The organism is Actinoplanes sp. TFC3, from assembly GCF_001553785.1.
Lineage (GTDB): Bacteria > Actinomycetota > Actinomycetes > Mycobacteriales > Micromonosporaceae > Actinoplanes.
The window spans coordinates 2,953,226-2,967,087 of the sequence record NZ_LOJP01000001.1; the positions used below are offsets into that span (position 1 = coordinate 2,953,226).

Consider the following 13,862-nt stretch of genomic DNA (forward strand, 5'->3'; position numbering starts at 1 on the left):
AAAGGACAGCGACGGGCTACAGAACCGGGAGCCGGGCCGGTGCAAGCAGCGACCACCCCGCAAGCGCGGCAAGCCAAGCACGAGCGGCAAGCACAACATGGCCAGGCACCGCCCGAGCGGACGGTGACCCACGAACGGCCGGCTCAGCACGAACGTCAGGCGCAGCAGTCGGCCCAGCTGGACCGCGCGGTCCGGTTGTTCGAGTTCCTGGCCCGGGCGCAGCAGGCCACCGCGGCCGCCCCGCGCACGTACGACGGCTATCGCCTGGCCTGGGCCGATGACCTGCCCCGGCACGCCGCCGTGCACTTCGCGCACTGGTCGGACGCCCCCGGTCCGGGCGACGAGATCGCGCACATCGATCGGCTCGACCGGGTGCCGCCGCCCGAGCCGCCCGCGCACCTGAGCACCGGGTCGGTCGACGACCCCGATCGGGCGCCGGGCGTGACCCCCGATGATGGCGCGGCGCAACGGTGGCTGGCCGCCTGGCACGACTGGGCCGATCGCGAGCGGATCGAAAAGCCGGTGCGCGACGCGTACGCCATGCTGTTCGCGATGCAGGCCGAAGCCGCGACCAACCCGGAGGAGCAGGAACTCGTCCTGGCCGTGGGGTGTCTGGTCTGGCACCCGGGCGAGCACGACCCGGTGCGCCGGCACCTGATCACCACCCCGGTGGCCATCGAACTGGAGCCGGTCAGCGGCACCCTGCGCGTGTACGCCGCCGAGGCCACCGACCCGCTGCGCATCGAACTCGACATGCTCGACTCGGAACTGACCGGTTCGCGGCACCTCACCGAGGCCCGCGACGTCGCCCGCGCGTACGCCGAGCATCCGTTGCACCGCAAAGCGATCGGCGAGCTGCTGCACCACATCGCCAACAGCCTGGACTCCGAGGCGGTCTTTCGCGAGTCGGGCCCGCCGGCGGCGCAGACCACCGCCACCGCCGAGGTCAGCCTGTCGCCGGCCATCGTGCTGCGCCGGCGCGACCGGCAGGGTGTGGTCGAGCTGCTCGAGACGATCCGTGGGCAGCTGCTGGAATCGCAGAGCGTGCCGGACGGCATCCTGCCGCTGGTCGACCCGGATCACCGGCCGCGGGTGCGCGCCGATCCGACGCCCGGCGCGATCGTGACGGTCGACGACGAAGTGTTCCTGCCGCTGCCGGTCAACGAGCAGCAGCTGGAGATCCTGCGGCAAGTCGACCGGCACGCCCAGACGCTGGTGCAGGGCCCGCCTGGCACCGGCAAGACGCACACCGCGGCCGCGCTGCTCAGCCACCTGCTCGCGCAGGGCAAGCGGGTGCTGGTCACGGCGCAGACCGAGCGGGCGCTCAAGGAGGTACGAGCCAAGCTGCCCGAGGCCATCCGCCCGCTGTCGGTGGCGGTGGTCGGGGCCTCACGCGAGGACCTGACCGACCTCAAGGTCGCGGTGGACACGATCTCGCAGCGGGCCGTGGACTACGACGAGCAGCGCTACACCCGTACGGTCGAGCATCACCTGATGGCCATCGACAAGCTGCGCCGGCACCTCGCGGGCGTGAAGCGGCGGATGGTCGACGTGCGCACCGCTGAGATCAGCCGGCACGAGCGAGAGCCGTACCGGGGCACGCTGGCCGCGATCGCCGCAGCGCACCGCGTGGACGAGCCGCGTTACGGCTGGATCCGGGCGTGGTCGCCGGCGGTGACCGAGGATGAGCCGCCGTTGTCCGCGGCGAAGATGGCCGAATGGCTGCGGCTGCTGCGCGATGCCCGGCTCACCGCCGATGAGGGCCCGGCGTACGACGCGCTGCCCGACCCGGCCACGCTGGTGTCCCCGGCGGCCTTTGCCGCTGCGCTGGCCGCCGAGGCGGATGCATGGGCGGCGGGTCAGGCGTTTTCCGAGCAACGGCAGCTACCGTCGTACCGGCTGATCCGGAAGTTGTCCGCGACTGAGAAGCAGCAACTGCACCGCCTGGCCGGCATCGCGGCAAAGCTCGCGCAGGAATGTCCGTCGTGGCTGTCGAAGGCGTTGACGGACGGGCGCGGCTGGCGCGACAAGGCGCATCAGGTACGTGACCTGATCGAGCAGGCCGGACCGCTGGCTGCGTTGCTCGGCAGCACCAGCGTCGAGGCGCCCGGACCGGATCTCGCGGCGCTGGTGTCGCAGGCCCAGCACCTGCGCAAACACCTCGACACCGGCGGCCGGGTGACGACCGGGCTGCTCGCGGCCAAGCCGGTCAAAGCCGCCAGGGACCTGCTGTCCCTGGTACGCATTGACGGCACCGCCCCCGAAACGGTGGAAGCCGTTGAGGTTTTCCTCGCGTGGGCCAAGCTCCAGCCGTTGCTCAAGAACCTGAACCATGCGTGGCCGGGCACGACCCCGAAGACACTCGACGAGCACCGCGCCACGCTGGAACACCTGGAACGGATGCTGGCCCTGGGATCCGCGCTGACCCAGCTGGACCTGCCGGCCGCCGACCTCGACGGGGTACGGGCCTACGCCGCGCTGGTGGACGCCGCCGCGGCGGAGGACCGCGTCGAAGCCGCGCGTACCGCCGTCGAAGCCGCAGCGGCTCCGATCAATGCGTTGCTGCACGAGCCCAGCCCCGCACCCGCCCTGCACGAAGCAGCCACCGCGGTGCGCGAGCGCAACGCAGTGGCCTACAGCGCGGCGACCCACCGGCTGGTCCGGCTCATCGAGGTACGCGCGGTGGTGACGCACCGCGACGAACTGGCCGCGACGCTGGGCTACCGGGCCCCGGCCCTACGCGACGCCATCGCGGCCACCCCGGCCGACCCGGTCTGGGACGAGCGCCTCGCCGGGTGGGCGCAGGCGTGGGCGTGGCTGGTCACCGGGGGGTGGCTGGCCCGGCAGCGCCCCGCCGACCTCAACCGGCTGCAGGCCGAGGCCGCCGAAACCGAATCCGCCATCCGCAGCCACGTCGAGGAACTCGCGGCCGCGCGGGCGTGGCGCCACGCTGCGGCACCCGAGCGGATCACCGGTTCGGCGCGGGCAAACCTGCAGCAGTACGGCCAACTGGTGCGCCGGCTCGGCAAGGGCACCGCGAAGTACGCCGCGCAGCGCCGCGCGGAGATCCGCCAGGCGATGGACCGGTGCCGCCCGTCCGTACCGGTGTGGATCATGCCGATCTACCGGGTCGCCGAGCAGTTGCGGGTGCAGCCGGACATGTTCGACGTGGTGATCGTGGACGAGGCGTCGCAGGCCGGGCTGTCCGCCACCTTCCTGCAGTATCTGGCCCCGACGATCGTGGTGATCGGCGATGACCGGCAGGTGTCGCCCTCCGCGGTCGGCGTGGACCAGCAGGATCTGCGCAACCTGGCCGCGCAGTACCTGTTCGACGACCCGTACCGCGCGTCCTGGCAGGATCCCCAGCGCAGCCTGTTCGACGAGGCCAAGATGCGCTTCAGTGGGCACATCCCGCTGGTCGAGCACCGCCGGTGCGTGCCGGAGATCATCGAGTTCTCCAACCGGATCGCCTACGAACCCGAACGCATCCGGCTGACCCCGGTCCGCCAGTACGGCGCCGACCGCCTCGAACCGGTGCGCCCGGTGTTCGTCGCGGACGGCACGGTGCGCGGCACGACCGACAAGACCAACCCGCCCGAGGCGCAGGCCGTTGCCGACCGGATTGTGGCCTGCACCGCCGACCCGCGCTATGACGGGTTGACCTTCGGGGTGATCTCGCTGCGTGGCCCGCACCAGGCCAAGCTGATCGAAAGCCTGCTGCTGCAGCGCCTGGACCGGGCCGAGTGGGCCCGCCGCGACCTGCGCTGCGGTGACTCGGCCGACTTCCAGGGCTCCGAGCGCGACGTGATGTTCCTGAGCATGGTCACCGCCGTGGTGCCCGGTCAGCGGCTCAGCCCGGCCACCGCCGAAACCTACCTGCAGCGCTACAACGTGGCGGCGTCGCGGGCCAAGGACCAGATGTGGGTGTTCCACTCGATCCGCCCGGAGGACCTGGAGGACCCCGAGGACCTGCGCCTGCAGCTACTCGAATACTCCTACGAGGTGGCCGCCGGGCCGGGTGCTGACCAGAGCTGCGCGGTGGAGGCCCGTTCCTCGTTCGAACGCGAGATCTGCGACCGGCTCACCGCGCGCGGCTTCAGCGTGCTGCGCCAGCACGACAACCTGGTCGTGGTCGGCTCGGACAGCCGGCTGGCGCTGGTCTGCGACGGCGACACCTGGTCCGGGCCGGACCGCTACGAGGCCGACATGACCCGCCAGCGCGAGCTGAGCCGGTGCGGGTGGGAGTTCTTCCGGATCGCCCAGTCGGCGTGGGTGCTGGACGAGGCGGCGGTGCTGCGGGACCTGTCCGCGGCGTTGGACCGCCGTGGGATCAGGCCCCGCGACACTGTTCAGCGGGTGGTCAGCATCGGTGCGAGCACGTCGTGGACATAGGTGTTGGGGTGCTTGCCGGTGAACCGGGTGGCCTGCGGGCCGTACGCGGTCACCGGCACGTCCTGACCGGTGTGCTGGCCGGTGGTCCAGTCGATGGCGAAGCTGAGCGTGCTGTCCTTGACCGGGAACGGCCCGTCCTCGGCGGACACCCCGACACCGGACTCGTCGGTGGTCACCGCGGGGTCCTCGACGGCCAGCCCGCCGGTCTCGTGGTCACCGGTCACGACGACCAGGGTGCCGCGGTGCGAGGCGGCGAAGTCCCGGGCGATCGCGACGGTCTTCTCCAGCTCCCCCATCGCCTGCAGGGTGCGCCGGCCGTTGTTGTTGTGCGCGAACTCGTCGACCGCTTCCTCCTCGACGAACAGGAAGAAGCCGCGCCGGGCCGGGGCCAGCGTGCTGAGCGCCTTGCTGGTCATGGTGGCCAGGCTGACCGGCGGGTCGTACACGTCGCCCTGGCCCTCGGGGCGCTGCTGGAACAACTCCTCGTTGGCGAACAGCCCGAGCAGTTTGCCGTTGCGGGCCGCGGCGAGCTGGGCGGCGGTCGAGACGTACTGGTAGCCGTCGGCGCGGGCCTGGGCGATCAGATCACCCTGGGTGCCGCGGCTGCCCTCGGTGGGGTCCTGGGCAGGTTGATCCGGGTACGCCCCCGGCCGGCCGGCCGGCAGCCACCAGTCCTCGCCGCCCCCGAGAATCACATCAGGCTTGCTGACCTGCAGGAACTGCCGCGCGATGTCGTCCTGCGCGGCCCGGTCCACGCTGGTGGAGAAGAACGCCGCCGGGCTGGCGTCAGTCACCTGGGCAGTGGTGACCAGCCCGGTCGCCTTGCCCGCGGCCTTGGCCTGAGTGCCCAGCGTGGGCAGCGGGGTGCCGTCGACGTCCACGCTGATCGCGCCGTTGTAGGTGCGCACCCCGGTGGCCCAGGCGCTGGCCCCCGCCGCGGAGTCGGTGACCGCCGACCTGGGGTCGTGCGGGCTGGTGGTCAGCTGCCCCGACACCGGCAGCGAGTCCATCACCAGCTGACCGTCGAGGCCGGCGTAGAACAGCCGCGCGGCTTCGCGATGGGCGGCGGCCATGCCGTCGCCGTTGATGAAGATGACGTTGCGGACGGCTTCGGGCCGGTTGGCCGGATGCCCGGACGAGTGGCTCCCGGCGAGCCCCGCGGTGGCCACGGCCCCGGCAAGCACCGGTGCCAGCCACCGGGTGAATCGGTCGGCCATTGCTCCTCCTCTGCTTCCAGCAATGCTCAACGCATCGATACTCGCAGATGAGCGGACGTTACCGCCGGGTTAGCTTGGGAGCATGCTGACTGTCGCCCACCGGGCCGGGAACACGATCGCCGGCCTGCGAGCGGCCCAGGCGGCCGGCGTAGACCTGGTTGAGACTGACGTCCACCTGCGCCGGGAAGCCCTCGAAGTCCGGCACGGCCGCGGCCACGCAGACGTGCTCCTACCGGACATCCTGGCCGTTGCCGCTGGTGGGCCGCGGTTGCTGCTGGACCTGAAGGGCCGGTCACCGGCGGTGGCGGCCCGGGTCGCGGAGACGTTGCGGGTGCAGGCGCCGGGGATGGCGGTGGCGGTGTGCACCAAGCAGTGGGCGATGCTCGACGCCTTCCCCGACGACGGCACGGTGCTCAAGATCTGGTCCGCCGCGAACCGGGTCCAGGTGGCCCGCTTGCGCCGACGCCTGCGCCGGGGGCGGGTGGACGGGGTGTCGATCCGGTTGCGGCTGCTCACCACTTCGCTGGTGGCGGAATTACGGGAGGCCACGGAGCTGGTGCTGGCCTGGCCGGTCGACACGGAGACCGCCCTGGCCCGCGCCGGGAGCATCGGCGTCACCGGGGTGGTCAGCAAGAGCCTGCCGCTGCTGCAGGGCCTGGCCACCTCCCGTTAGCGAGGTTGCCAGACCCAGCAGGCCAGCGGTGGCTCAGGCGCCGCTGATTGACCAGTGCCAGGCCTCGGAGGGCAGGTTCTGGAAGCCGTAGCGGGCGGCGTTGGCCGAGAGCCACTTGAAGCCCGCGCTGCCCGAGGTCAGCGTGCGCCCGCCCGAGGTGATGTCAATGGCCAGGCCGAGTTCGTGCAGCGAGCGGCCCGGGATGGCGGTGGGGACCCGGCAGGACGAGGCCGGGGCGGTGTAGATGTCCGGGCAGCCGTTGATCTTGCGAAGTTCGATCTGGCTTTCGCGGGTGCGGAAACCGCCACCGGACAGGGGGACGCCGTCGGCCTTGGCGTCGTCGAGCATCTGCTGGAACGCGTACGCGATGGTTTTGTTCACCCGGATGCCGTACACGGTGGTCGAGTCGGCGGTGGTGAAGCTGCCGCGGACCTGGTTGACCACGTCGCGGCTGAGCGCGGTGGCCTGGGTGGCCAGAGCGGCGGCCTCGGTGTCCAGGGCGATCAGGCGCTGCTGGTTGGTGGCGATGGCGGTGTTGAGGTTCTGCCAGGCAGTGACCGTGGAGTCCAGGCTGGTGGTGGCGGTGGTGGCGGTGGCCTGGGCGCTCTTCAGCGTCGCGGCGGTCTGCCCGGCCCGGGTGCGCAGCGTGGCGGTGGTCCTGGCCGTGCTGGTGACGGTGGTCTTGGCCGTGGCCACCGCGGTGGCCTTGACCGGGCGCTGCTGCTGCACCACGGCGAGGGTGTTGCGGGCGGTGGCCAGGTCCTCGCGGGCCAGGGCGTAGCGGGTGCGGGCTGCGGCGTCGGCGGCGATGGCCGTGGTCAGCGTGTTCTGGGCGGTGGTGTGCGCGGCGGTCAACGTGGTGATCTGCGCGGCTCGGGTGGCCAGCGTGCCGCGTTGGGTGGCCAGCCGCTGGCGCAGCGCCACGTAGGCCGGGGTCGGGGTGAGGCTGCGGTGCATGAGCGAGGCCCACGTGTTCGCGACCTTCGGCAGGGCCGCCGACGCCGGAGCGCTGGGGCCGGCGACCGTCACAGCCGTGGCGAGTGCGGCTACGGCTGCCGCGATGCGGCTCCTACGGGCAAGTCGGGCGGCGGATCGAGTGGTCATCTGGCGTGGCTCCTCGGCCTCAATCGGTCAGGGGTCCCGATGAGTTTTGAGCGCGCCAGGTGCAGCCTGGGCGGGTTGCCGGGAGCGGGCAGGTTGCGGGTGCTGCCGCCGGCGGTCGCCGCGGTGGTGGGCTATGGCGGTTCGTTGCTCGCCTGCTCCTGAACCGAGGGGTCGAAGGCGCCGCTGGCGGTCCGGGCGCTGGTCAGGTCCGGCGAGACGCCGGTGATCGTGGTGTGGATCGCGGCGGCGGTCAGCAACCCGAGCTGCACCAGGTCGGCGGCGTGCTTGCGCTCCCAGCCGTGCACCGCCCGCTGCCACTGCACCGGTACGGCCGAAGCCCCCCACCGCGCTCCCAGCAACGCCCCGGCGATCGCGGCCACGGTGTCGGTGTCGTTGCCCGCCCCGACCGCGGCGTACAAGGCGTCGCGCAGGTGGTCGCATGCGAACGAGGAAGCCGCCGGATCCTCGGCCGGCACCGGCGTGCGCACGATGGCCGACCAGGCCGCCTGCAACGCAGTGACCACGAACCCGTTGTCCGGGAAGTGGGCGGGCGGGTGGTGTTCCGCCTCGTCCAGCCAGGCTGCCCACTGCGCGCGGCGCTCGGCCGGCAGCAACGCCAAGCCGTGGCGTACCCCATCGAAGGTGGCGTCCAGGACCGCCTGCCGCACGCCCTCACACCACAGCACGCAGGCTTCCGCCGCCAACGGGTCGTAGTGGGTCAGCTCGCTGACCGCCCGCGCGGCCTCGGCCATCGCCACCGGATCGTCCAGGTAGGCCAACGCGATGATGCCGGTGCGCATCAACGACCCGTTGCCGGCGCTGCGCCCGGTCTCCTCGTGCAACGCGCGGGCGGCCGCGGTCATGGCGGCGCCGAGGCCGGGCTGAGCGTGTGAGCGTACCCGCGCAATGACGTTCTTGGTCTGAATCCCGATGTCGGTGGCACCCTCGATGCGCCAGCGCACGAAGCCGGCCGCGATCTTGTCCAGGGCCGCTGGCTCGCGCAGGTCGGCACCGGTCGCAGCGACCTCGGCGATGCACACCGCCATCTGGGTGTCATCGCTGTACTCCCCCGGCGCGTAGTCCCCCAGCCCGCCGCCGGTCATCCGTGGGGGCTGACCGGGCGGGGGCGGCGCGGCGAACTCGTAGGGCACCCCCAGCGCATCGCCGCAGGCGGCCGTGAGGAGGACTCCCGCGGCGCGATCGCTGCGGTGCACGTTCTGACTGCTCATCAACACCTTCTTTCCCCGCCGCAAGGATCGCATGCCGGCGGGGACGATCAGGCCGGGCAGGCGGTGGGCGGCACGCGCCACAACCAGACGTCGCGCACCAGTTCGGGCGGCCCGTACAGGCCGGTGGCGAGCTGGCGGACCAGGTCGTAGCCGGGCTCGCTGCGCACGACCACCGCCGAGGCATGCCAGCGGCACAGGTCGGCCCGGGCCGCCGCACGGTCGGCGTCGGTCACCGCCGGGGCCACCCCGGCCGCCGAGGCGGCTGAGATCAGCTGGGTGGTGGCGCTGAGCTGGACCGGTCCGGCATGCCCGGCGCCGCTGGCATCGGGTCCCAGGAAGTAGCCCTCGGGCACCCGGAAGCCGTGCAGGGCCGTGGCGTTCCAGGACAGCGAATCGATGCCGGCCCCGTTGTCGGGCAGCGGCAACGGCACCAGCGTGGAACCCGGTGTCACGTACGACTGCCAGGCGCCGCTGGCGATGAAGTCCGGCGGCGGCAGGCGATGCCCGGCCGGCACCGGGGTGGGGATGATCGGCACCAACGCCGCGATTGTGGCCACCCGGGCCCCGGCAGTCCACAGCGGGGGCAGCAGATCCCAGCCGTGCGCCAGCAGCACCGCCGTCACACCGACCACCACGAACGTGAACCGCGCGGGCATCAGCATGTCCAGCGGCGCCACCTCGGGCAGCACCGCCAGCGGACCCGGCAGCGTGGTCAGCGTGCCGCCCAGCCGCAGCACCGGTCCCAGCGACAGAATCCCGAACACGCCCAGCAGCACGGCAACCGGTTTCCCCCACGATCGGCGCCGGCGCACCGCAACGATGGCGAGCACGATCACCAGCAGGGTCAGCGGCCACCCGAACCAGCTGTTCATCTCGGTGTGCCCGATCTCGGCCTCCGCGGCGCTGGTGCCGGCCAGCGTGTCGCGCGAGAACGTCAGGTAGGCCACCGGGTCCTCGCCCCACTTGTTGAACGCGGGCATGCCGCGGAAGGACCCAGGACCATGGAACTGGAAGAAGATGGGGTACGCACACAGCACCCCGGCCACCGCAGCAGTAACCCCCAGCCCCCGCAGGAAGCCGGCACCCCGCTCCCAGAACTTCCTCCACCTGGCCAGCACCGCAACCGCACAGGCCAGCGCGGTGATGAGAAGCATCTCCTCGTTGATGAACAGTTGCCAGGTCACCAGCAACCCGAGCAGGACCCCGTCGCGCAGCCACCGCCCGGTGCGCCCCAGCCGCAGCGCCGCGGCCACGATCAACGGGAGCAGGAAGTTCGACACGAAGTTGGGCTGGCCGTTCGCGTGGTGGATGACGCCCGGCGCGAACCCGGCGAACGCCCCGCCCAGCAGGGATCCGACCGGGGAGGCCCCGGCGTGGCGGCGCAGCACCCAGGCCGTGGTGGCCGCCGTCGCCGCCAGCGCACCCATCAGCCAGATCACGTAGGTGACCCGGGGACCGGCGAGCAGGGTCACCGGGGCCAGCGGGAGGGTCACGCCGAGCACCGAGGTGTTCGCCATCATGTTCACGCCGTCGGGCGCGTTCTGCTGGGCCGAGAACAGCGGGTTCGACAGGTGCTGCAAGGTGTACGCGCCGTGCGCGAGCAGCCACTCGAACCACGTCTGGTCGCCGGGCAGGTGCGGGGACAGCGCGATCGCCGGGGCACCGAGGAACTTGGCGGCCACCAGGGCGGCCAGGCCCACATAGAACAGGGTCGCCACGGTGATCCACACCCAGCGGCGGGGCCCGGGTCCGGCCGGGTCGGGGGTGCGGGGCCGGCGCTGCTGCTGAGTTGTGGTCATCGCGCGCCGGCCAGGGTCAGCGCGCCCAGCAGGTAGCCGCTCGCGGCCCAGCGGCCCCAGGAGCCCTGCGCCTGCTGGCCGGCGAAGGTGCCGGCCCCGGCCGCGACCACCGCGCTGACCGCGAAGCCCGAAGCCCGCCACTGCACCGGTTGCCGGCGCCGGAGGAGGTTCCGCGTTTCCGCCGGGGGCGCGGTGATGCGGCTGTCTGCTGTTTCCACCATGAACTGGCCGGTCAGCCGCATCAGGATCGGGTAGAGCGTGCCGGAGGCCAGCGCCGTCTGCTTGCTGAGCTCGTGGCCGTACCGCCAGGCCATCGGCTCGGTGAGCAGAGCCTCGAACAGGCGCAAGGTCTGCGGTGAGGTGTGCGGCACTCGGGGCATGGCGAAAACTCTAGATAACTCGATCAAGGCCGCCCAGGACGCCGGTGCAGCGTAGCCACGGGGCCACCGACCGTGATCTCGCCCTCGGAGGCGGAGCCGTCATGCTTTCGTGACACAAAGTTCCAGGGGAAAAATATCGTATCCATGCCACCCCGGACGCAGTCAGGGACGTCTACATCAACGTCAGAGACCGACGGCGATGGGAGATACATGGGGCCGGTGGCCGCAGACACCGATCTGGTCAGACATCGCCGAGCAGGCGCGGTGAGCAGCCGGCTTCGGTGGTTCCCCCGGCTGGTGCGGCGGATCCCCCGGTGGGGCCGGCGCAGCCTGGCGGCACTCACCGCGGTGCTGGTGGCGCTGGTCATCGCCGCAGCGGGCTACGTCGCCAGCGTCACCCTGCCCCCCGACCCGGTTCCGCCGCAGGCCTCGGTGCTCTACTACCGCGACGGGCGCACGGTGCTGGCACGCATCGGCACCACCGACCGCACCGACGTCACCCTCGACCGGGTGCCCGAGGCGGTCCGGCACGCGTTCCTGGCCGCCGAGGACCGGGGCTTCTACGACCACTTCGGCATCTCGGTGAAGGGGCTGGCCCGCGCGCTGTGGTCCAACATCGTCAACGACGACGGGCAGGGCGCCTCCACCATCACCCAGCAGTACGTGCGCAACGCCTACCTGACCCAGGAACGCACGGTCAGCCGCAAATCCAAGGAAGCCGCGCTCGCGCTCAAGGTGGAACACCGCTGGTCCAAGGACGAGATCCTCGAGCGGTACCTCAACACCATCTACTTCGGCCGGGGCGCCTACGGCATCGAAGCGGCCGCCCGCGCCTACTTCGGCACCGGGGTCGACCGGCTGAACGCGGCCCAGGGCGCCGTACTCGCGGCGATGGTCAAGGACCCGTCCCAGGGTGACCCGGCGGTCAACCTGCGATGGGCGCAGAACCGGTGGACATGGATTCTGCGGGCGATGACCGAGGCCGGGTGGTTGTCCACCGGTGAGGCCGAGCAGACGACGTACCCGAAGGTAGCCCCGGCGAACGTCACCTCCAGCACCATCAGCGGCCCGGTGGGGCTGATCGCGGACCGGGTCGAGGACGAGCTGCTCGAGGCCGGCTTCAGCCGCCAGCAGATCCGCACCGGGGGTCTGCACGTCACGACCACCATCGACGCCACCGCGCAGAAGGCGGCCGCCTCGCGCATCCAGAAGGCGTTGAAGGGTCAGCCCAAGGAGCTGCGGACCGCGCTGGTGGCCATCGACCCCCACGACGGCGGGGTGCGCGCCTACTACGGCGGGGACCGCGGGCGCGGCTATTTCGATGACGCACTGGCCGCCCGGCCGCCCGCCTCCACGTTCAAGCCGGTGGTGCTGGCGGCGGCCGAGGAGCGGGGCATCGGCTTCGAATCGCTGTACAACGGCACCTCACCGCGGCTGTTCGAGGACCGCGGCGGAGCCCCGCTGTACAACCAGGAGAACCTGCAGTGCCCGGTCTGCCCGCTGGACACCGCGATGGTGTACTCGCTGAACACGCCGTACTACGCGCTGGCCCAGCAGATCGGCGCGGAGGCGGTCAGCAAACTCGCGCACCGCCTGGGCGTGCCGGAGAAGTACGGCAAGCAGGAAACCCTTGTCGACCTCAAGGGAGAGCTGGCCCCGGGCAAGACCCGCTCCGACATCGCGCTGGGCCGTTACCCGGTCACCCCGGCCGACATGGCCACCCTCTACGCCACGCTGGCCGGGGGCGGGGTGCGTACCGAGCGGCACTTCGTGCAGTCGGTGGTCACGGTCAACGGCACCGGCGTGCACCAGCACAAGGGCGTCTCCGACCAGGTGCTGTCGGGCGCGGTAGCCGCGGATGTGGGCGCCGTGCTGGCCAAGGTGGTGGAGCACGACGGCCCGGTGCCCGGTCTGCAGGCCGCGGCGAAAACCGGCTCGCAGCAGTGGGCCGATACCGGTGACTCCTCCGACGCCTGGACCGCCGGGTGGGCGCCGGGGCTGGCCGCTGTGGTCTGGGTGGGCCGCGAGAAGCCCGGCCCGATCCGGACGCAGAACGGCAAGACCATCAACGGCGACGGGATGCCGTACGACATCTGGAAGACCTTCCTGGGTGATGCCTTGCACGGCCAACCGGCGCGCACCCTGGACGCCGCGCACTCGGTCGGCGAGGCGTCGAAAGCCGACCTGCGCACGCTCGACGAAACGGTCAAGATGGTTCCCGGCCTGGTCTACCCGGGACCGCAGCGCGGCGACCAGGTCGACAAGTCGCTGGCCTCCGGCTCCTGGGACGAGCGGGTCAACCGGCTCACCGCGGCGCTGGAGGAGTACGCCGCCAAGGTGCCGGAATTCTCGGTGTCCCTCCACGACCGTAAGTCCGGGCACACCTACGACTTCCACGGCGACGCCCGCCTCGAGGCGGCCAGCGTCATCAAGGTCGAGCTGCTGGCCGCCCTGCTGCTCAAGGTGCAGGACGAGCAGCGCAAGCTCAGCAAGACCGAGCGGACCCGGGTCACCGCGATGATCCGGGCCAGCGACAACGCGTCGGCATCCAAGGTCTACAACGCCATCGGCGGCCCGAGCGGGCTGCGCGACGCCCTGCGACGCCTCGGCCTGACCGGAACCGCGCCAGCCGAGTCGTTCGGGTTGAGCACCACCACGGCCAACGACCAGGTCCGCATGGTGGACGCGCTCACCGACGGCGACAGCCCGCTGAGCAAGAACTCCAAGGAATACCTGCTGCAGCTCATGACCTCGGTGAACGCCGACCAGACGTGGGGCATCAGCGCGGCCTCCTTCAGCGGCGAGCGGGTGGCGCTGAAGAACGGCTGGCTGGCCCGCTCCACCGAGGACCAGCACTGGATCATCAACAGCACCGGCCGCATCTCCAACGACAAGGTCGACGTGTCACTGTCGGTGCTCTCCCACGGCCACACCGGCCAGCCGGAAGGCATCGCCATCGTCGAGCACATCGCCGCCCTGACCCGCAGCTACCTGGGCTGGTGACGCGCATCCGGTCCGGGCTCTGCCCGCGGTCCACCGCGCGGGGCCCATCGTGGCCCCGCGCGGCC

General features: G+C 71.7%; 8 protein-coding genes. 3 read left to right on the forward strand and 5 right to left on the reverse strand.

Annotated features, from left to right (window positions below; genetic code table 11):
* The first annotated feature begins 39 nt into the window (after positions 1–39).
* Complete coding sequence (locus tag TFC3_RS13125) at positions 40–4,392, forward strand: AAA domain-containing protein (protein ID WP_153040217.1); 4,353 nt, start codon at positions 40–42, stop codon at positions 4,390–4,392.
* On the opposite strand, the gene TFC3_RS13130 is transcribed toward TFC3_RS13125, so the two are convergent.
* Positions 4,350–5,609: an alkaline phosphatase gene (locus TFC3_RS13130; RefSeq protein ID WP_067499566.1), complete on the reverse strand. Its 1,260-nt coding sequence runs from the start codon at positions 5,607–5,609 to the stop codon at positions 4,350–4,352. The genes TFC3_RS13125 and TFC3_RS13130 overlap by 43 nt on opposite strands.
* Before the next feature lie 82 nt (positions 5,610–5,691).
* On the opposite strand from TFC3_RS13130, the gene TFC3_RS13135 reads away from it, so the two are divergent.
* Positions 5,692–6,282 carry a glycerophosphodiester phosphodiesterase gene (locus TFC3_RS13135; RefSeq protein WP_067499568.1) on the forward strand — a complete coding sequence of 197 codons (591 nt, stop codon included), beginning with the start codon at positions 5,692–5,694 and terminating at the stop codon, positions 6,280–6,282.
* A 33-nt stretch (positions 6,283–6,315) separates the two neighbouring features.
* Here TFC3_RS13135 and TFC3_RS13140 read toward each other — a convergent pair whose 3' ends face one another.
* The 4 genes from TFC3_RS13140 to TFC3_RS38710 form a co-directional block, all read right to left on the reverse strand.
* Positions 6,316–7,386 (reverse strand): M15 family metallopeptidase, encoded by a 1,071-nt coding sequence (locus TFC3_RS13140; protein ID WP_067499569.1) that lies wholly within the window; start codon positions 7,384–7,386, stop codon positions 6,316–6,318.
* Between the two features lie 131 nt (positions 7,387–7,517).
* Positions 7,518–8,615 carry an ADP-ribosylglycohydrolase family protein gene (locus TFC3_RS13145; protein WP_082772432.1) on the reverse strand — a complete coding sequence of 366 codons (1,098 nt, stop codon included), beginning with the start codon at positions 8,613–8,615 and terminating at the stop codon, positions 7,518–7,520.
* A gap of 47 nt (positions 8,616–8,662) precedes the next feature.
* Complete coding sequence (locus TFC3_RS13150; protein WP_067499573.1) at positions 8,663–10,414, reverse strand: hypothetical protein; 1,752 nt, start codon at positions 10,412–10,414, stop codon at positions 8,663–8,665.
* Positions 10,411–10,794 carry a hypothetical protein gene (locus TFC3_RS38710; RefSeq protein ID WP_201787156.1) on the reverse strand — a complete coding sequence of 128 codons (384 nt, stop codon included), beginning with the start codon at positions 10,792–10,794 and terminating at the stop codon, positions 10,411–10,413. Before TFC3_RS38710 ends, TFC3_RS13150 begins: the two co-directional genes overlap by 4 nt.
* A gap of 264 nt (positions 10,795–11,058) precedes the next feature.
* On the opposite strand from TFC3_RS38710, the gene TFC3_RS13160 reads away from it, so the two are divergent.
* Positions 11,059–13,797, forward strand: a complete 2,739-nt coding sequence (locus tag TFC3_RS13160) for a transglycosylase domain-containing protein (RefSeq protein ID WP_067499575.1) — start codon at positions 11,059–11,061, stop codon at positions 13,795–13,797.
* Positions 13,798–13,862: the final 65 nt, after the last annotated feature.